At 56.5% G+C, this 19,049-nt stretch carries 13 protein-coding genes and 1 riboswitch; of the genes, 5 read left to right on the forward strand and 8 right to left on the reverse strand.

Features of this window, described 5'->3' with window-relative positions; all coding sequences use genetic code 11:
• Positions 1-413 precede the first annotated feature (413 nt).
• From uca to ABTW62_RS11460, 6 genes are all read right to left on the reverse strand, one after another.
• The gene (uca, locus tag ABTW62_RS11435; RefSeq protein WP_430904709.1) at positions 414-4,037 is read right to left on the reverse strand and encodes an urea carboxylase; all 3,624 of its coding nucleotides are present in this window, start codon (positions 4,035-4,037) and stop codon (positions 414-416) included.
• Positions 4,038-4,046: 9 nt separating this feature from the next.
• The gene (locus ABTW62_RS11440) at positions 4,047-4,712 is read right to left on the reverse strand and encodes an urea amidolyase associated protein UAAP2 (RefSeq protein WP_430904711.1); all 666 of its coding nucleotides are present in this window, start codon (positions 4,710-4,712) and stop codon (positions 4,047-4,049) included.
• A complete protein-coding gene (locus ABTW62_RS11445) occupies positions 4,709-5,440 on the reverse strand; it encodes an urea amidolyase associated protein UAAP1 (protein WP_430904712.1) in 732 nt (243 codons plus the stop codon). Before ABTW62_RS11445 ends, ABTW62_RS11440 begins: the two co-directional genes overlap by 4 nt.
• Positions 5,437-6,867 (reverse strand): APC family permease, encoded by a 1,431-nt coding sequence (locus tag ABTW62_RS11450; protein ID WP_430904713.1) that lies wholly within the window; start codon positions 6,865-6,867, stop codon positions 5,437-5,439. Before ABTW62_RS11450 ends, ABTW62_RS11445 begins: the two co-directional genes overlap by 4 nt.
• Positions 6,868-6,876: 9 nt before the next feature.
• Complete coding sequence (locus ABTW62_RS11455; protein WP_430904714.1) at positions 6,877-7,170, reverse strand: hypothetical protein; 294 nt, start codon at positions 7,168-7,170, stop codon at positions 6,877-6,879.
• A gap of 62 nt (positions 7,171-7,232) precedes the next feature.
• A riboswitch (guanidine-I (ykkC/yxkD leader) is annotated at positions 7,233-7,341 on the reverse strand.
• A gap of 281 nt (positions 7,342-7,622) precedes the next feature.
• On the reverse strand, positions 7,623-8,387 hold the full coding sequence (locus tag ABTW62_RS11460) for an SH3 domain-containing protein (RefSeq protein WP_430904715.1): 765 nt from the start codon (positions 8,385-8,387) through the stop codon (positions 7,623-7,625).
• Between the two features lie 729 nt (positions 8,388-9,116).
• On the opposite strand from ABTW62_RS11460, the gene ABTW62_RS11465 reads away from it, so the two are divergent.
• Together ABTW62_RS11465 and ABTW62_RS11470 are read left to right on the forward strand one after the other, a co-directional pair.
• Positions 9,117-10,001 (forward strand): alpha/beta hydrolase, encoded by an 885-nt coding sequence (locus ABTW62_RS11465; protein WP_430904716.1) that lies wholly within the window; start codon positions 9,117-9,119, stop codon positions 9,999-10,001.
• Between the two features lie 30 nt (positions 10,002-10,031).
• Positions 10,032-10,475: a universal stress protein gene (locus ABTW62_RS11470; RefSeq protein WP_430904717.1), complete on the forward strand. Its 444-nt coding sequence runs from the start codon at positions 10,032-10,034 to the stop codon at positions 10,473-10,475.
• Positions 10,476-10,591: 116 nt separating this feature from the next.
• Here ABTW62_RS11470 and ssb read toward each other — a convergent pair whose 3' ends face one another.
• A complete protein-coding gene (gene ssb / locus ABTW62_RS11475; RefSeq protein WP_430904718.1) occupies positions 10,592-11,032 on the reverse strand; it encodes a single-stranded DNA-binding protein in 441 nt (146 codons plus the stop codon).
• Positions 11,033-12,391: an MFS transporter gene (locus ABTW62_RS11480; RefSeq protein WP_430904722.1), complete on the reverse strand. Its 1,359-nt coding sequence runs from the start codon at positions 12,389-12,391 to the stop codon at positions 11,033-11,035.
• Between the two features lie 116 nt (positions 12,392-12,507).
• On the opposite strand from ABTW62_RS11480, the gene uvrA reads away from it, so the two are divergent.
• The 3 genes from uvrA (at position 12,508) to ABTW62_RS11495 (ending at position 18,972) form a co-directional block, all read left to right on the forward strand.
• A complete protein-coding gene (gene uvrA, locus ABTW62_RS11485; RefSeq protein ID WP_430904719.1) occupies positions 12,508-15,348 on the forward strand; it encodes an excinuclease ABC subunit UvrA in 2,841 nt (946 codons plus the stop codon).
• The gene (locus tag ABTW62_RS11490) at positions 15,345-16,616 is read left to right on the forward strand and encodes a glycerate kinase type-2 family protein (protein ID WP_430904720.1); all 1,272 of its coding nucleotides are present in this window, start codon (positions 15,345-15,347) and stop codon (positions 16,614-16,616) included. The genes uvrA and ABTW62_RS11490 overlap by 4 nt, the downstream gene beginning before the upstream one ends.
• Before the next feature lie 262 nt (positions 16,617-16,878).
• Positions 16,879-18,972, forward strand: a complete 2,094-nt coding sequence (locus ABTW62_RS11495) for a putative bifunctional diguanylate cyclase/phosphodiesterase (protein WP_430904721.1) — start codon at positions 16,879-16,881, stop codon at positions 18,970-18,972.
• The last annotated feature ends 77 nt before the right edge of the window (positions 18,973-19,049 follow it).

Below are 19,049 nucleotides of genomic sequence, written 5' to 3' on the forward strand. Positions count from 1 at the left end.
CCTCCTAGGCCCATCGCTTGGGCGTCATATCCATAGCGACGATGCATGGTTGCCGAACAGCATCTGGATGGCTGCGGCCCGTTGGGCCGCGCCATGAACTGCGCTTCAAACCAAGCGAATTCTGGAGAAAAAAGCACATTTTTATTGCCACAGGCGTGTAGGGCACACTTGCGCACCGGTTTTTGTTATACGAGTCGATTGGCTCGCAGCGATCGAAGTATTTTGACGGTGCGCAAGCGCACCCAACGACCTTCGCCCACCCTCATCACTGTCTTTGCGAGCCACGGAAGCGGCGCGGCAATCCCGCCCACCGCAAGCCTGGGTGACGGCACCTTGAAATGGAACCAGCATTCAACCGGTGCGCTGACAGATCACAATCAGTAAAATTTTGCACAAGCAGGCAGCGTTCCCACCTATACCTCCTGCAGAATCAGCAACAGTTGCCCGGCCGAGACATAATCGCCCTGCTTGCAGCTGATCTGTCCCACGATGCCACCGGCGGTCGCATTCAACGTAATCTCCATCTTCATCGATTCGAGCACGAGTACGGGGTCACCCACTTTGACAGGCTGGCCGATCTCGACCAGCAACTTCCAGACCGTACCGGTCACGTCGGCACTGATAGCATGGGCACCAGCAGGCAAATCCAGCTCGCTTTGCACACCGGCATCATCGAGTGTTTCCTCGTTGACATAATCCAGTAAATTATTGGCCAGCCAGCGCTCGCGCTCGGCTTCAAAAGCGGCCTGCTGACGGGTTTTGAACGCTTCGATGCTGGCTGCATGCTGGCGCAGGAATGCCTGGTATGCCCGCAAACTGAAAACCGTCTCCTCCGTGCGCAGGACGAAACGCCCGCTCAAAAAATCCTCACGCAATGTCAGCAGCTCTTCTTCGGTTACCGGATAGAAACGAATCTGATCAAAAAAACGCAATAGCCAGGGCGTGCCTGCCTTGAAATCCGGCGTCTGCCGGTAGCGGTTCCACATTTGCACGGTACGCCCGACAAACTGATAGCCCCCCGGCCCTTCCATGCCGTAGATACACAGATACGCACCACCGATGCCCACTGCGTTTTCGGGCGTCCAAGTGCGCGCAGGATTGTATTTGGTGGTGACAAGCCGGTGACGCGGGTCGATCGGCGTAGCGACCGGCGCCCCTAAATAGACATCGCCCAGTCCCATGACCAGATAGCTGGCTTCGAACACAATCTGTTTGACTGCCTCAATGCTGTCCAGTCCATTGATGCGGCGAATGAATTCGATATTGCTCGGACACCAGGGCGCATCCGGGCGCACCGACTGCATATATTTTTCGATTGCCTGGCGCGTGGCCGCGTCATCCCAGGACAGCGGCAGATGCACAATGCGTGCCGGAACCTGCACATCATCGACCGCAGCCAGCTCCGACTCTGCAGCGACCAGCTCGTCCAGCAGGCAGTCGCGATCCAGCAAGCGCGAATCAAAATGAACCTGCAAGGAGCGGATACCGGGAGTAATATCCAGAATGCCGGGCAGCTGCCCCTGCCCAACATACTGCTGCAGCCAGTTCAACAAGACATGAACCCGGCAGCGCAAAACCAGATCGAGCACCGGCGGGCCATATTCAATCAACAAATACTTGTCGCCGGATTGCCGATAAACGACCTCTACCTGCCCATCCTGCTGTGGAATGCGATGCAGAACAGGGTCAGCCAACTGCGCTGCGGGAGTGCAGATACTTTCTATTTGCATGGCGTCAACAGCATGCAATTCCCGCACCAAGCGATCTTGCCGCACCTCCAGCTCAAGCGCCTGCGCCAGGGTCAATGGATAAAAGCGTACGCTATCGCCGGGTTTCAGTTGGCCGGTTTTCCACAATTCAGCCTGTGCTACGACCGCAGGGCAAACAAAGCCACCCAGGCTGGGCCCATCCGGACCCAGTATGATCGGCATATCGCCGGTAAAATCGATGGCGCCAACGGCGTAGGGATTATCGTGAATATTGGAAGGATGCAGCCCAGCTTCGCCGCCATCACTGCGCGCCCATTGCGGTCTGGGCCCGATCAGACGGATACCGGTGCGGCTGGAGTTGTGATGCACTTTCCAGTCGGTGACAAAAAAATCCTCGATATCCGCTTCAGTGAAAAAATCTGGCGCGCCATGCGGACCGTATAACACCCCTATCGTCCACTGATTGGTGTAACTTGGCACCGCATCCGCTGGCAAGGCTCTAGATTGACTACGGGTTGCCGGCAAGAGATGTAACACGTCCCCGTTGCGCAGGACGCGCCCGGCGTGGCCACCAAACTGGCCGAGCGTGAAAGTCGATTGACTGCCCAGATAATCCGGCACCTGCATGCCGCCCTGCACCGCCAAATAAATCCGGCTACCCGCTTGCTGCACCTTCCCGAACCGCAGCAGCGCTCCTGCTTGCACACAGTGCGATTGCCACAGCGCCAGCGGCTCATCGTCCAACCAAACATCGATCGGCGCGCCACACAGCGCGATCTGTGCATCGCAGTTGAATCTGAGCGTAGGGCCGACCAACGTGATTTCCAGGCCCGCCTTGTCATCCGCATTGCCCACCAACCGATTGGCGAGACGAAAAGCCAGACCGTCCATCGGACCGGATGGTGGCACACCGACATGCCAATAACCCAGCCTGCCGGGATAATCCTGGACTGTCGTCTGCATCCCGGCCGCCAGCACATCCACCGTGTGCGCCCGGTAATGCAATCCTGAAAGATACTGGGTGCTGACCTGACCAGAACGAAATCCCGTGCTCGACAAGATCTGTCCGAGATAATCCAGATTGGTCTCGATGCCATAAAGCGTCGTACCCCGCAGCGCCTCACGCAGACGTTCGATCGCCTGTACACGGTCATCGGCATGCACAATGATTTTAGCGAGCATCGGATCATAGAAGGCCGATACCTCACAGCCTGACTCCACCCAGGTTTCGACCCGCACATCGGCAGGAAACGCCACCGCACTCAGCAAACCGCTGGCTGGTTGAAAGTCCTTGGCCGGGTTCTCGGCATAAACCCGTGCCTGAATGGAGGCGCCGCGGGGCTGAATCGCAAATGAATCAAGCGGCGGCAGTTCACCCGCGCCCAGCAAAACCATCCACTCGACCAGATCCACGCCCGTCACCATTTCGGTGACGCCATGTTCGACTTGCAAGCGCGTGTTCACTTCCAGAAAATAGAACTGCTGTGTGGCGGCATCGTAGATATATTCGACAGTCCCGGCCGATCGATAGCGGACAGACCCGCCCAGGCGCACCGCTGTCTGGCGCAGCGCCTCCCGAACCGAAGCAGGCAAATCGGGCGCCGGCGTTTCCTCGATCACCTTCTGGTTACGCCGCTGCATCGAGCAATCGCGCTCGCCCAACGCAATCACATTACCCTGACCATCGCCAAAAATCTGTACCTCGATATGACGCGCCTGGTCGATATACTTCTCCAGGAACAGCCCCGCATCACTGAAATTACTCTGCGCCAGACTTTTGACGGATTCATAGGCATCGATCAGCTCCTGCTGATTCCAACACAGACGCATCCCGATCCCCCCGCCGCCGGCCGTACTCTTGAGCATGACCGGATAACCGATATGACGCACTTCATGACAAGCCATCTCGAGGCTGGACAGTAATTCCGTGCCTGGCAGCAACGGCACCTGATGCTGTCTCGCCAAGGCACGGGCAGTATGCTTGAGACCGAATGCACGCATTTGTTCGGGAGCCGGCCCCAGAAAGCAAATACCCTGTGCGGCGCATTGTTCGGCAAAATCAGCGTTCTCGCTCAGAAATCCGTAGCCCGGATGAATCGCCTGCGCGCCGGTTTGCAGCGCAACCGCTAGCACTTTGTCCGCACATAAATAGCTTTCGCTCGCCAGCCCCTCGCCAATACACACGTTTTCATCGGCTTCCAGCACATGTCGCGACAGCGCATCCGCCCGGGTATAAATCGCCACACTTTTGATTCCCATGCAACGCAGGGTACGCATGACACGGCAAGCGATAGCACCGCGATTGGCGATCAGAACTTTTTCAAACATAGCCACCCCTTATTGAGGATCCCAGACCAGCAGACGAATTGGTGTCGGATTGTATGCATTGCAGGGGTTGTTGAGCTGGGGACAATTGGAGATCAGCACCAGGACAGCCATTTCCGCCCGCATCTCGACATATTTGCCGGGCGCCGAAATCCCATCGACGAATTCCAGACCCCCTGCCTCGGTCACCGGCACATTCATGAAAAAATTGATATTGCTGCTCAGATCGCGCTTGCTCAAGCCGATTCGCTCACAATCCGCCTCGTGGGCCAGTGCATGCAAAAAATTGTCGCGGCAACTGTGCATCGGATATTTCTCGAGCGCATAGCGGGTCGTATTGCTCTCGGCCGAACAGGCGCCACCGAGTGTGTCATGCCGTCCGCAGGTATCGGCTACAATCGTCAGCATCGCGTTGCCGAAATTGGAATAAAGTATGCTGCCGTTGCCGAGATAAAGCTGGCGCTGAATCCGAATGGTATCGGCGGCACTATAGCGTTCGAGCGGATCTTCGGCACTGAAAAACAAGGTATCAACCGCCTGATTGCCTTCCAGATCGACAATACGAAAAGTCTGCCCCCGTTTAAGGGTTCTTACCCACGGCTCGCCGGCAGGACAAATTTCGTCTATGACCGCCTGGGCAGGGTTGCGCGCACTCTCCTGGATAACCGGAATATTCATTGTTTGTCTCCTCCTGTAGCATATAAGCGACGCGTATTCTCCAAGCCACGCGCGTTCTCCGCTATCTGCGCACATGCCTGACCTGCATCGGGCGGCGTGGCGAAGGCGATCAGCCTGACGGCCCCCGGCTGATATTCAGATCTGGTATCCAATGGATGAGGGGCTGCGCTCAAAATGACCAGTGTATCCATCTCAAACGCCAAATCAACATAATCACCTGCTTGACCACGATCGACATGAAAGGTCAGCCGGCCGTCAGAATCGGCCGTGACCTTGCTGAAAAAATTGATGTTGGACACCACGTCACGCCGGCCCAGACCCCATTTACCCAATTCAATCAGCATACCGTCCAGCCCGCTGCGATACATTGCGTTGCGGCATTCCTGATAGCGCGCGCTGCCATATTTATCGTGGATCAAGCGGCTGTCGCTCAACCCGCACACGACATCGTGCCAGCCAGCCGTATCGGCGCTGATGCAGCAAAAAATTCGACCCATGTCCGAATGGCAGGCATGGCCGCTCGTCAAACGGAAAGTATGTTGCGTTTTCAGCGTATCTGCCATGTTGAAACGCTCGAGTTTTTCTTCGGCATTAAAAAACAACACGGCAGCGTTGGCACATCCTTTCACATCGATCAGACGCAGGGTCACGCCGCGACGCACGATACCCGACCAGTGACATCCGCCGGGAAGATAGGTCTCCCATAAGCTATCGATAGATTCGCTCATTGATACCTCCTAATCAGAATGGACAAAGTGGTGCAGCTCAAAATGCCGCCCAGCACCAGTGGCACAGCCCAGAGCTGCCACCAGGGCGCATCGGCCCCGGCAAAGTAACTGCGCGGCCAGGCAATATTGATGAGCTCGAACAACGACCAGACAAAAGCCAGGAAATTGATGACCAGCCCCCATTTACCCAGCTTCAACTCTCCCAGCGCCGGATTCCAGCGCCCGGTCAGACGGGTGAACAAACCCACACCGGTCGTCATGGCAAACATCGCATACAACCCACCGGTGCCGAAGGCAATGATGAGCGCGACCGCCTCATCGCTCAGCCCCAGCAACAAGCCGAGGGCCGCCATCGTTACCGTCGTCAGCACCGCATTGCGCGGGGTCTTGTCGGCAGTGACCCGGCATAACCGCTGGGGCATATTGCCCTCGCGCGCCATCGAAAATACGATGCGCGAGGTGTACTTGACCACGGATGCGCCACAGGCCAGGAACGCGACCACCACGATGGCCAGAAACGGCTTCTCGAACCAGTCGCCGATATGGGAAGCGATCAAGGGGGTGATCGGATCGAAAGTCGCGCTGGTCCTGGCCAACGTATCGTGATCAAAGGACAGCGTCAGCGCAGCCGAATTGAACACCACCACCGCACCGACCGCAGACAGCGCCAGAAAAATCGCGCGTGGCACCATGCGCTTGGGCTCACAGGTTTCCTCCGCAGTCGTGGAACAGGCATCGAAACCGATAAACGCCCAGCCGGCAATGGCCAGCGCGGCCAAAAAAGCAGCCGTCTTGCTGGGCGCGCTGCCCGTACCCAGATGTTGAAACAACTCGGAAAAAGGATGCTCACGGAAAAACAGAAACAGCAGCACTGCGATGCCGAGTGAACCGACAACCTCGGCATAAACACCCAGTGCGATGGTTATCCTGAACACCCTGTCGTGCACCAGATTAAGCAACATGCACAACAGCAAAAAAATCAGCCCCCACAGCACCATCATCTCGCCGCTCGTGCTGGCCGAATCGAACAGGATCGAAAGCCAGATCCCTCCGGTATAGGCAGTGGTGGTGAGCATGGCAATGGTCGAACACACATAAATGACTCCGGCATATTGGCCAGTGATGGTTCCGCCCAGCTGCCTGGCCCATTTGTACGCACCGCCCGCGATGGGAAACTGCGAGGCCAACTCGGCATAAACGGTTGCGACCAGCAATTGCATGACCAGGCAAATGGCCAGTGCCGTAAACCACCCACCACCCGTAACCTGGGTCTGCACACCGATGATGGCGTACAGACCGACAACCGGTGAAACAACCGCAAAGCCAAGCGTGAAGCTGTTCCATACCCCCATACTACGATTGAGCATAGCGGGATCCTCGGCTACGACAGATGTGGCGGGATGGCTGGAAGTTTGCATAATAGACATGTTATTTCCTCATATCATCCAGAATAACCGGTGCTCGACCACGCATGGTGCTGATAGTGAACGGCTTGCAGGCAGCACAATCGGACAGGGCAAAAAGAACAAGCCGGAAAGACGCCAGATTTTAGAAATGCCGGCATGCAGCTTGTCAAACCCGCCAGCCGTGCGGCAAAAGACTCGCCTGTTCGCAAGCAGGCACGAGGTTAGAACCGGCTCTATCGGGATGCCGCCGGGCAATGCGCAGAGCCTGGCCAGCCACCAGCAGGAAAATATACCAGCGAATACTTGAAGGGATAGGATGTGCATAACGAAATCTCCATAGAGTCAGAAAAAATGACCGAGAGTCGCAATACCTATGGCATTACGTGATCTCCCGGGCTTTTATCCCTCCGTGGAGCTTCGTCATGACGAAGCTTCAAACTCTTGGACCAGACACTTTCGCTTTACCGGAAAGCCGGAACCCTAGTTTGCAATGATGCGGGTTGCATCCACAACTCAGGATGGCAACTCTCAATCTGTCAGTATCAAACACTACTGCTTTATCGAAATACCAGCCTAGCAGATATTTTCCGGAACCACAACATTCTGATCAATCATGCAATAATATGACACATGCCAACACACACTCGTTTTCCCCAAACCGTGGGCAACGATGCCCCTGTTACCGCCTTGGCAAAATGCTTGATTCCATTTTTTGAGCACGCCAGCATGCCCTGGATACAGCAACCTGCGTCTGTGCATGCATGCGCGTTGGCGGGCTAGCTCTGGAAATCCGGAACTATCAGCCGTATGTCCACCATGGTATTACGAATCCATCCCGTTCGGCCATCCTCAGTCTGCACACGCAGCCAGCTACCATGGTAGGCCGTGGCGGTAAGCGCTGTATTTTTTGCCAGCAAAGCTGTGGCTTGCGCCCGGTCGTTCGGTTCAGCCCACAATTCACCACTGTCAGCAGTCAGCAATGTCATGGGCGTGCGCAGAATGACGGTAATAGACTGCGCTTCCGGTGTTTGTCCGGCCAGATAAGTTATCATGCCAATGAATTCCCGCGCCTGGGCGGCGTAATTCATCGCAAGACTGTAATCCATCTGCCTGTAGGCGATTGAGGCAGCATCCAGCAGGCGCTGTGCCAGCAGCTGCAAAGCGATGCTCGCTTCGTCCAGAACGGTTTGCTGGAGCATTTCCAGCTCGATCTCAACTTCGGCTATTTTGGAAGCGGCTTCCGGCTGCGTAGCCAGCCGATGCAGTTGACTCTTGGTCCGGCTCACTTCGCTCGCGGTGTTCTGCAGCGCCTGCGCCTGATCCAGCTCGCGGGCGCTCAGGCGCTGAATCAGTTTATCCCGTTCGGCCAGCAAATGCCTCAAACGATTGATTTCATCCTGATACCGTCTGGCGCAAGGCAGTTTTTCGGGAATCGGGATCGGACCGGTTGCTTCCGGCGAGAATGCGACATTGAGAGCGGAATCGGATGAGAAGGGTTTGGGTGTGTGCTGCGCACACCCGGCCAGGCTGAGGGCTGTCAATATTACGGCTAACCGTATTGGCAAGCACTCGTTGCTGGAACAGTGAAGATGAAATCTCAGCATGCTCACATTCTTCAAATTCAAAATATTATCCTCGACAATACGGTTAGCCGCTTTCTGGCATAAACCTTGCCTGATCGGATAAAAAACTGCAACCCGATAATGCACGCATTATGGCTACAAAATTGACGCGCTTTGCCAGATCGGATTGATGGGCCCGGTTCAGGTTCCAACCAACTGTTCCAGACAACTTCGCGTAGTCCGGTCTGATCCGGGCATTTCATCCAGTGAACGACCGATTACGGACACACTTTAGAAACCATGCGTGCCCGATTAATTCTCGACAAAGCCACTGGCCATAAATCTGTCGCTTCACTGCAGCGTGGTGCATGCAATATACCCTACACTGCCGACCGGGTGCTGACTTCGAACTGAAATTCCGACACAGGGGGCAACTGAGAAATCTGCAGGGACACCGGTGCACCACTTCCATGCCGTACAACAATAATAAAATCCGGGCAAACACGGGAAGGTTTTATAGTATCCTTTCCAGAGAACAGCCGATAAATTGACCGTACAGGCAACGGCATAGCGGCAGGGACCATCCAGTCCGTCAATCATTACAATAACCAATACCGGCAATGCGCAACCATTCATTCGTGCAGCAAGCGATCAGCGCGAGCCACTGCACTCTGCCGCTTGTCCGACCATTCTGATTCAAAGACCAACATGCATAACCGGATTATTCGCTGGATAGCGATCCAACTCGCCGCAATCGTAGCCATCATCGTACTGGGACTGATCATTCTGGGTGAAATCGTAACGGGCCCCGCCCCAACTGCGGTAGAAACATTATTGCCGGATTTCCCAGTCGAACAGGTCCGCATTCCGGTTGGGGATGCCTATGCCGTGCATGGCTGGCTGGCGCGTGGATCATATGGCAAAGGTGCGCTCCTGCTCGCCCATTCCATGCGCAGCAACCGGCTGGAAATGCTCAGCCGGGCCCGATTCCTGAACCAGCAAGGTTACAGCGTGCTGATGATCGATCTGCAAGCACATGGGGAAACCCCCGGCGAGCGCATCACTTTCGGTGCGCGCGAAACGGCAGATGTCACTGCCGCGGTCGCCTACCTGCGAGATACTTTCCCGCATGAGCGCATTGGTGCGATGGGTGTCACCCTGGGCGCTGCGGCCATTCTGCTAGCTGACCCGCCTCTGTGGCTCGATGCGCTGGTACTCGAATCGCTGCATCCGACCTTTTCCGAAGCGGTCGAGAACCGGCTCCGGCTGCACCTGGGTGATTTCGGCGCTTATCTGAAGTTCTTGCTGCTCCCCTATCTGTCACTATTGCTGGATCTACCGCTGGAGTCGTTGGATCCCATCAACCGGATCGGCCATCTGACTGTACCGGTCCTGTTGGTGGCGGGCACGCTCGACAAACACACCACCCAGGCTGAAGCCGAACGTCTCTATGAAGCCATCCAGTCCCCCAAGGAACTGTGGATCGTCGAAGGCGCGGGCCACTACAACATGCATACCTACGCTGGCAGAACCTATGAAGAACATATCCTCGAATTTCTGTCCAGCCACCTGCAGCGCCGCCAGGTCAACTGATTCCCATTCTTCAAACTATCAGGAAAAACCATGTCTGTTTACCTACATATTCTGCTCGCCGCAGATTTCTCCGATCAAGACGAATATGTCGCCCACAAGGCTGTCCGTCTGGCCGCCCACACTGGTGCGCAACTCAGCCTGATCCATGTGCTCGACGACATTCCGATGCCCGATACCCCCTACGGCACACTGATCCCGCTGGATATCGACACCTCCTACAGCATGCTGGAAAATGAGAAACAGCGGTTGAACGAACTAGGCGATGCGTTCGATATCGACCCGGACCATCGCTGGCTGGTCTGGGGAGAACCCAAACAGGAAATTACCCGTATCGCCGAGCAGGAACGGGTCGATCTCATCGTAGTCGGCTCGCATGGCAGACATGGCCTCGCATTGCTGCTGGGCTCCACCGCCAACAGCGTGCTGCACCACGCCAAATGCGACGTACTGGCGGTGCGTCTGCAGCCTGACTGACCGACTGAATATCCACCCCACAGCCAGTTTACAGCTCGCTGTGAGGTGGCTGGCTAGAGGATTGTTTAAGCACGGCGCATGCAATGCACCCTTGTGGTTGTGATGCGTGGCCAGCGTTAAAACGGGATGTCGTCTTCCATGTCATCAAAGCCCGTGCTGGATTTGGCGCTGGCATTATCGTAATTGTTATCCTTGCCGGCCGGCGCCTCGTAACTGCCGCCACCGGAGCGGCCGCCCAGCATCTGCATGCGGTCGGCGACGATTTCGGTTGTGTAACGCTCGATATTGGATTTGTCAGTCCACTTGCGGGTTTGCAGGCGACCTTCGATATAGATTTGCGATCCCTTTTTGAGGTACTCGCCAGCGATTTCGGCCTGTTTGCCGAACATCACGATCCGGTGCCATTCGGTGCGCTCTTGTTTCTCGCCGGTTTTGTCTTTCCAGGTATCGGTTGTGGCGAGATTTAGGCTCGCCATTGCGTCTCCGCTGGGCATATATCGAATTTCCGGGTCTCGCCCCAAGTTCCCAATCAGCATAACCTTATTCAGTGACGCCATTTATGTACTCCCTTCTAGTAACTGAACCACTTTTTCTTCATCGAATCCCTTGAGATCCACTTTCAGATAGGCGACTTGTTCATTGGCCAGCACGAGCGCTTCATACACGCCCGGCAATGCCGCCAATTCACGGGATAAACCGCTGGCCTGCCCCGCATCCATTTTTCTAACCTGGTACATTTTGGAACGCACTGCGGCCGGCGCCTGCATGGTCATAGCCAGTATCAGCCAGATGAGCAGCAACAGGCCGCACATCGCGCTCATGGCATAGGGCCCGTAATGTTCAAACAAGTAGCCGCCCGCACTGGCGCCGACAAACGCGCCCAGGAACTGGGTGCTGCTGTAGACGCCGATTGCGGTACCCTTGGCGCCGACAGGTGCGATTTTCGAAATAAGCGAGGGCAGGCTGGCTTCGAGCAGATTGAAGGCCGCGAAAAAGACCAGCAACGCAAAGGCCAGTCCCCAGAGAGTCGCATCCAGCGCCGCCAGCAGCATTTCCCCGACCAGCAGCAACGCGATCGCGGCAATGAAAACCGGTTTCAGCTGAGATTTTTTCTCGGCATAAATGATCGCGGGCACAATCAGCGCGATCGACAGCACCATCACCGGCAAATAGATCTGCCAGTGATCTGCGGCCGCCAGACCTGCATCCCGGAGCGATAGCGGCACGGCCAGCCAGAGCGCCATCAGGACTGCATGCAAGGCGAAAATCCCGTAATTGAGGCGCAGTAATTGCGAGTTGCGCAGCACGCTGCTGAAACGGCTGGCGGCGACTTCCGTATCGGAGTGGAAACGGCTCACCAGCGGGTTGGGTATTGCTTTATAGACCACCACCATGGCCGCCATTGCCAGGCAACCGGTCAACAGGAAAATCCCCGGCACCCCGATCCACTGGTTCAGCAAGGGCGCCATCATCAGCGATAACGTGAACACAACACCGATGGTCATGCCGATCATCGCCATCGCCTTGGTGCGGTGTTCCTCGCGCGTCAAGTCGGCGGCCAGCGCCATGACAGCCGCGGAAATCGCACCTGCTCCCTGAATGATGCGGCCGAAGATCACCCAGTAGATGTCGGTTGCGGTCGCGGCAACAAAGCTGCCCAGGGCGAACAGGACCAGCCCCAGGTAAATGACCGGTTTGCGCCCGATCCGATCAGACAGCCAGCCAAACGGAATCTGCAGGATCGCTTGTGTCAGACCGTAGGCCCCGAGTGCGATACCGATCAAAGTATAATTGTCCCCGCCCGGCAGCTCCTCGGCGTAGAACGCAAAAACGGGCAGGATGATAAACAAACCAAACATGCGCAGCGCATAGACGCCTGCGAGCCCGATGGATGCACGCAGCTCCACGGGCGACATTTTTTCCGGAATTTTGGATGTGGTTTTAGAAGTCAAGGTTACAGACATTAAGCAGAATTGTGAGAAAACTGGAAAGTTGGGTATATTAGCAGGTTGACCCATACTTAGGTAGGCCGATGGAACTAATCAGAATACGTGGTGCAAGGACACATAATCTCAAGAATATCAATCTCGATTTGCCTCGCAATCGCCTGGTCGTAATCACCGGTTTATCCGGTTCCGGCAAATCCTCGCTGGCTTTCGACACCCTCTATGCCGAAGGACAACGGCGCTATGTCGAATCGCTTTCGGCCTACGCGCGCCAGTTCCTGCAGTTGATGGAAAAACCCGATGTCGATTTGATCGAAGGCCTGTCGCCGGCCATCGCAATCGAACAGAAAGCAACCTCACACAATCCGCGCTCCACTGTCGGGACCGTCACCGAAATCCATGATTACCTGCGGTTGATGTTCGCGCGTGTAGGCGAACCGCACTGCCCGGAGCACAACATCCGACTGGCCGCGCAAAGCGTGTCGCAAATGGTTGACCATGTGTTACAGCTCCCGGCCGATACACGGCTGATGATCCTGGCGCCAATCGTGATCGGGCGCAAGGGAGAGCAGCTGGAATTATTCGATGAGCTGCGCGCGCAGGGCTTTGTCCGCGTCCGCCTGGACGGAGAAGTATTCGACATCGATGCCTTACCGAAACTGCATAAAAACCAGAAGCATACGATCGAGGTCGTGGTCGACCGCTTAAAAATCTCGCCGGACGCCAAGCAACGGCTGGCGGAATCATTCGAGACCGCCTTGCGCCATGCCGAGGGCAAAGCGCTGGCAGTAGAAATGGATAGCGGCAAGGAACATTTGTTCTCGGCCAAATTCAGTTGCCCTGTTTGCAGCTACTCCCTCTCCGAACTGGAGCCGCGCCTGTTCTCGTTCAACAACCCGGTCGGCGCCTGCCCCCGGTGTGATGGGCTGGGCCAAATCACTTTCTTCGATCCGGCGCGCATCGTTGCCTTTCCCCATTTGTCACTGGCGAGCGGCGCAATCAAGAACTGGGACCGGCGCAATCAGTTTTATTTCCAGATACTGCAAGCACTCGCCAGTCATTACGATTTCGATCTGGATACACCGTTCGAGCAGCTGGATGAGAATATTCAACAGATCATCCTGCATGGCTCCGGCAAAGAGAAAATCGCTTTCAATTATCTCAACGAGCAAGGACGCGCGAACAAGCAGGTGCATGTTTTTGAAGGGGTCATCCCGAGCATGGAGCGCCGTTACCGTGAAACGGAATCGCAGGCCGTGCGTGAGGAGCTGGCTAAATTCATCAACGCGCGCGTTTGTCCCGAATGCAAGGGCACGCGCTTGTGTCGCGATGCCCGGCATGTGCTGGTCGAGAACAAGACGATTTTTGAGATCAGCACTTGGCCATTGCGCCAGGCCAAGCGCTTTTTCGATGAAATGGAATTGTCTGGTCATAAACAGGCGATCGCGGAGCGCATCGTCCGGGAAATCTCCAATCGCCTGCAGTTTCTCAACAACGTCGGGCTCGACTATCTGTCGCTGGACCGTTCGGCCGACACACTCTCTGGCGGCGAGGCGCAGCGCATCCGGCTGGCCAGCCAGATCGGCTCCGGCCTGACTGGCGTCATGTATGTACTGGACGAGCCTTCGATCGGCTTGCATCAGCGCGATAACGGGCGGCTGCTGGAAACGCTCAAGCATTTGCGCGATCTCGGCAACAGCGTCATCGTGGTCGAACATGATCAGGATGCCATCATGCTGGCCGACCATGTCGTCGACATGGGCCCAGGTGCGGGCGAGCATGGCGGCTGTGTCGTTGCCGAGGGCTCACCCAACGCTATCCAGGCCAATCCCGATTCGCTGACGGGCCAATATCTGTCCGGCAAACGCACCATTCCGGTGCCCGCCACGCGCACGCCACCCAATCCGGAACGGATGCTGCATATCTACGGCGCAAGCGGCAACAATCTCAAACAGGTGCAGCTCGATCTGCCGATCGGCCTTCTGGTCTGCATTACCGGCGTCTCGGGCTCCGGCAAATCGACACTGATCAACGACACCTTATACCGGGCGGTGGCGCGCCATCTGTATGGCAGTCACACCGATCCCGCCGCCCACCAGGGCATCGACGGCCTGGAATTTTTCGACAAGGTCATCGATATCGATCAAAGTCCGATCGGTCGCACACCGCGTTCCAATCCCGCCACGTACACCGGCCTGTTCACCCCCATCCGCGAGCTGTTCGCCGGCGTGCCGCAGGCAAGAGAACGTGGCTATACACCCGGCAGGTTTTCGTTCAACGTCAAGGGCGGGCGCTGTGAAGCCTGCCAGGGCGATGGCGTCATCAAAGTGGAAATGCATTTCCTGCCGGATATTTATGTGGCCTGCAATGTCTGCCATGGCAAGCGCTACAACCGTGAAACGCTGGAAATTCAGTACAAGGGCAAGAATATCCACGAAATCCTGCAAATGACGGTGGAAAATGCTTACGCGTTTTTCGAGAGCGTGCCGGTGGTTGCACGCAAGCTACGCACGCTGCTGGATGTCGGGCTGGGTTACATCACCCTGGGGCAGTCAGCCACCACCCTGTCCGGCGGCGAGGCCCAGCGCGTCAAGCTGTCGCTGGAGTTGTCTAAGCGCGATACCGGCCGTACACTTTATATTTTGGACGAACCGACGACCGGCCTGCATTTCCAGGATATCGACCTGCTGCTCAAAGTGCTGCACCGCTTGCGCGACCATGGCAATACCATGGTGGTCATCGAACACAACCTGGATGTCATCAAAACCGCCGACTGGCTCATCGATCTTGGCCCCGAGGGCGGCGCGGGCGGCGGCCAGATTATTGCGACCGGCACCCCCGAAGATGTTGCCGATAATCCGGCCAGTTTCACCGGATACTTTCTGCGGCCGATGTTGGCTTCCAGCATGACACGAGCGGCCCCATGAATCCGCGGGAATTGCTGCGCGACAGTTTCCAGGCAGCAATCGACGCAGCCAACCCGCTGCAGATTGTTCCACCGCACTTGCCCGATCCCCCCAAGGGCAGCACATGGGTCGCCGGCGCAGGCAAGGCGGCGGCTGCAATGGCGCAGGCGGTGGAGGCCCACTGGCCGGTGCACGCGCCATTGCATGGCATGGTGATTACCCCCCATGGCCATCGCCTGCCGACCCGGCGCATCACCGTCATCGAAGGCGGCCATCCGCTACCTGACACGCAAGGGGAACAGGCCACCCGCACCATGCTGGAGGCAGTACGCAGGCTTGGGCCCGACGACTTGTTGCTCGGCCTGTTCAGTGGCGGAGGTTCGAGCCTGTTATCGGCGCCAATCGCAGGCCTCACCCTGGATGCTTACCAGGCGATCACGCGCCAGTTGCTGTTGTGCGGCGCGCCCATCCAGGCGATCAATACAGTCCGCAAGCATTTATCAATCGCGCTCGGCGGCAAGCTCGCCGCCGCCTGCCGCGCGCCGGTGCGCAGCCTGATCATCTCCGATGTCACCGACAACGATCCCACGCATATTGCTTCCGGACCTTGTGCGCCGGATCCGACCAGCTTCCAGGATGTGCTCGCATTGCTCGAGCGTTATGCGATCACGGCACCACCCCCGGTCATGCAACTTTTACATACCTATAGTCAGCAAGGCATTGAGGAAACGCCCAAGCCAGGGGATCCACTTTTCAGAAACGTCAAAAACCGGGTCATCGCAACCGCCCATCAATCGCTGGCGGCCGCCGCCCGTTTTTTTCAAGCACGCGGTATTACGCCTCTCATTCTGGGCGATACGGTAACCGGCGAAGCGCGCGAGGTCGCGCAGGTTTATGCGGCCATTGCCCGGGAGGTGCGCCATTACGGCAACCCGGCCCAGGCACCGGCCGTGCTGATTTCTGGCGGTGAAACCACCGTCACGGTAAAAGGCAGCGGACGCGGCGGGCGAAACACCGAATTTCTGTTGGCGCTTGCCCTCGCGCTGAATGGCCTGGAAAATGTCTATGCGTTGGCCTGCGATACCGATGGCATCGACGGCACCGAAACCTGCGCCGGAGCCACCCTCACGCCCGACACGCTAGACCGGGCCAAACAGCTCGCTCTCCATCCGGCCACCTCGCTCGACGACAACGACGCCGCCACCTTCTTCGAGCAGCTGAATGATCTCGTCATCACCGGGCCGACCCATACCAACGTCAACGATTATCGGGCGATTCTCGTCTTGTAAACCAAACGATCTCTATTTCTCATTCCAGATCGTTACCCCTTGGGGCATACGCCCGCTGTCAGGGTAAAAGTATAGACGATGACAGCAATGACGATTAAGATGAACAAGATTGTCATACGTTGGCCGCACGACAAAGGCGGCTAACGGTCGGCGCAAGGGGTCTACATGGCGTAATTGAGAATCTGCGTGAATCTGCGTTTAACTCGGTCAAATAATAAGAAAAAATCATTACCACCCACTCATCGAATAGCCGGGCAATCAAATGACGCATCGAATTCTGATCATTACGAATGATGCTACCGCTGGCGAAAAACTGGCAGCCATCTGCCAGGAAACAACCATCGGAGCATTCAGCGTCGAACGGGCAGAACGGCTCGCTGACGGACTTGAACGGCTAGGGCATGCGATCTTCGATGCAATGGTGGTCGACCTGTCGTCACCAGACAGCCAAGACATGGCCGCGGTCAGCAAGCTGTTTGCCATGGCACCACAAATCCCCATCCTGACCATCGGCCCCACAGACGATGACAAACTGGCAACCGAAGCAGTTGAACATGGCGCCCAGGACTACCTGGCTAAAACCTACTGCGACCATCCGTTGTTAGCGCATGTGCTGCACAGCATCATTCGCCGCAAGGCCATCGAGCAATCACTCTTCATCGAAAAAACACGTACGGAAACCACGCTCGATCATATCAGCGAGGCGGTCATCGGCACCGATCAGTCTGGCCATATCAACTACCTGAACCTCGCAGCAGAAAACATGACCGGATGGCCCAGGGAAGAAGCGTGCGGCCAGACCATCGGGAAAGTGCTGCGCATGGTCGACAGTCACTCGCATCAGGCCACCCCGAATCCGATCGAGCTCGCGCTGCAGCAGGACAAAACGATGACATTGGAAGCAGGCGCAATTATGCTCCGGCGCGACGGCAGCGAAACGGCAATCGAGTATTCTGCTGCGCCGTTGCACGATGCCGGTAACCAGCTTATCGGCGCGATCATGATTTTTCACGACATCACAGCTGCCCAGGCGATGATCGCCAAAATGGCCTACCTGGCACAGCATGATGCATTGACCAACCTGCCCAACCGGGTATTGCTGGATGACCGCATCACCCAGGCGATTGCCTGGGCCAGGCGGCATGGCACAAAGCTCGCCCTGTTATTTCTGGACTTGGATAATTTCAAGCATATCAATGACTCGCTTGGACATGCGACCGGGGACAAACTACTGCAATCGGTCGCACAGCGTTTGCGTGGCTGCGTACGCAGCTCTGATACCATCAGCCGCTTGGGCGGGGATGAATTCGTAATACTGGTCATGCAGGACAAGTACGCTCAGAATGCCGTGCGCACCGCCGACAAAATACTCGCCGCGCTGGCAACGCCCCATGCGATTGATGAGCATGATCTGCATGTGACCACCAGCATCGGCATCAGCGTTTACCCCATGGATGGCCAGGATGCGGAAACGCTGATCAGGCATGCAGATATCGCGATGTACCACGCGAAAGAAAAGGGACGCAACAATTACCAGTTCTTCAAGGATGAAATGAATGTACGCGTCGTCGAGCGGCTGGCTATCGAAACACATTTACACCATGCCCTGGCGCGGGATGAATTCATATTGCATTATCAGCCCCAAATCAGCCTGAAGACTGGACAAATCATCGGGGCAGAGGCGTTGTTACGCTGGATGCATCCGAAATGGGGCTTGCTACGGCCTGATCGTTTTCTGCAAATCGCCGAAGATTGCGGCATGATTCTGCCAATTGGTCGCTGGGTATTGCATAACGCCTGCACGCAGGCCAGACACTGGGAAAAGGCGAAGCTAGAATTTGGCTCCCTGGCCATCAATATCTCGGCACTGGAATTCCGTCACAAGGATTTCATCAGCGGCATAGCAGCGGTTTTAAGCGAGACGGGACTGCATCCACACCGCCTGCAACTGGAGATCGCCGAAGGGGTGTTGATGCGCGATGTCGGATCCAGCCTAGCCATACTCAAGCAACTGAAAGACATGGGCATACAGCTGGCCTTGGATGATTTCGGCACCGGTTGTTCCAGTTTGAGGCATCTGCATCAACTGCCAATCGATATCCTGAAAATTGATCGCTCATTCATCCAGGCTATCGGAGACAGCAATGGCACCCTTGTCAGCGCCGCCATTGCCATGGGCGCCAGCCTCAAGCAACGCACCACCGCCGAAGGGATAGAAAAACCAGAGCAACTCAATTTTCTGCGCACACAGCATTGTGATGAGGGGCAAGGCAACCTGTTCAGCCAACCGCTCGCTGCCGGGCAGTTCAGTCAGCTGTTGACCAGCGGATGCCATCCAGGAAAACCGCGCAAATAACTGCACGGCTGGTCATGGACAGTGATAATGCGGCGGAGTTTGCTAAACCGTCTCCAGGAGCAGGCGGTCAAAAGCAT

This window comes from Nitrosomonas sp. ANs5, from assembly GCF_050584665.1.
In the GTDB taxonomy this organism is placed as follows: domain Bacteria; phylum Pseudomonadota; class Gammaproteobacteria; order Burkholderiales; family Nitrosomonadaceae; genus Nitrosomonas.

Bases quoted from the DNA above. Each gene is read 5' to 3' on its own strand.
- uca (WP_430904709.1), bottom strand. From the start codon at position 4,037: ATGTTTGAAAAAGTTCTGATCGCCAATCGCGGTGCTATCGCTTGCCGT.
- ABTW62_RS11440 (WP_430904711.1), bottom strand. From the start codon at position 4,712: ATGAATATTCCGGTTATCCAGGAGAGTGCGCGCAACCCTGCCCAGGCG.
- ABTW62_RS11445 (WP_430904712.1), bottom strand. From the start codon at position 5,440: ATGAGCGAATCTATCGATAGCTTATGGGAGACCTATCTTCCCGGCGGA.
- ABTW62_RS11450 (WP_430904713.1), bottom strand. From the start codon at position 6,867: ATGTCTATTATGCAAACTTCCAGCCATCCCGCCACATCTGTCGTAGCC.
- ABTW62_RS11455 (WP_430904714.1), bottom strand. From the start codon at position 7,170: ATGCACATCCTATCCCTTCAAGTATTCGCTGGTATATTTTCCTGCTGG.
- ABTW62_RS11465 (WP_430904716.1), top strand. From the start codon at position 9,117: ATGCATAACCGGATTATTCGCTGGATAGCGATCCAACTCGCCGCAATC.
- ABTW62_RS11470 (WP_430904717.1), top strand. From the start codon at position 10,032: ATGTCTGTTTACCTACATATTCTGCTCGCCGCAGATTTCTCCGATCAA.
- ssb (WP_430904718.1), bottom strand. From the start codon at position 11,032: ATGGCGTCACTGAATAAGGTTATGCTGATTGGGAACTTGGGGCGAGAC.
- ABTW62_RS11480 (WP_430904722.1), bottom strand. From the start codon at position 12,391: ATGTCGCCCGTGGAGCTGCGTGCATCCATCGGGCTCGCAGGCGTCTAT.
- uvrA (WP_430904719.1), top strand. From the start codon at position 12,508: ATGGAACTAATCAGAATACGTGGTGCAAGGACACATAATCTCAAGAAT.
- ABTW62_RS11490 (WP_430904720.1), top strand. From the start codon at position 15,345: ATGAATCCGCGGGAATTGCTGCGCGACAGTTTCCAGGCAGCAATCGAC.
- ABTW62_RS11495 (WP_430904721.1), top strand. From the start codon at position 16,879: ATGACGCATCGAATTCTGATCATTACGAATGATGCTACCGCTGGCGAA.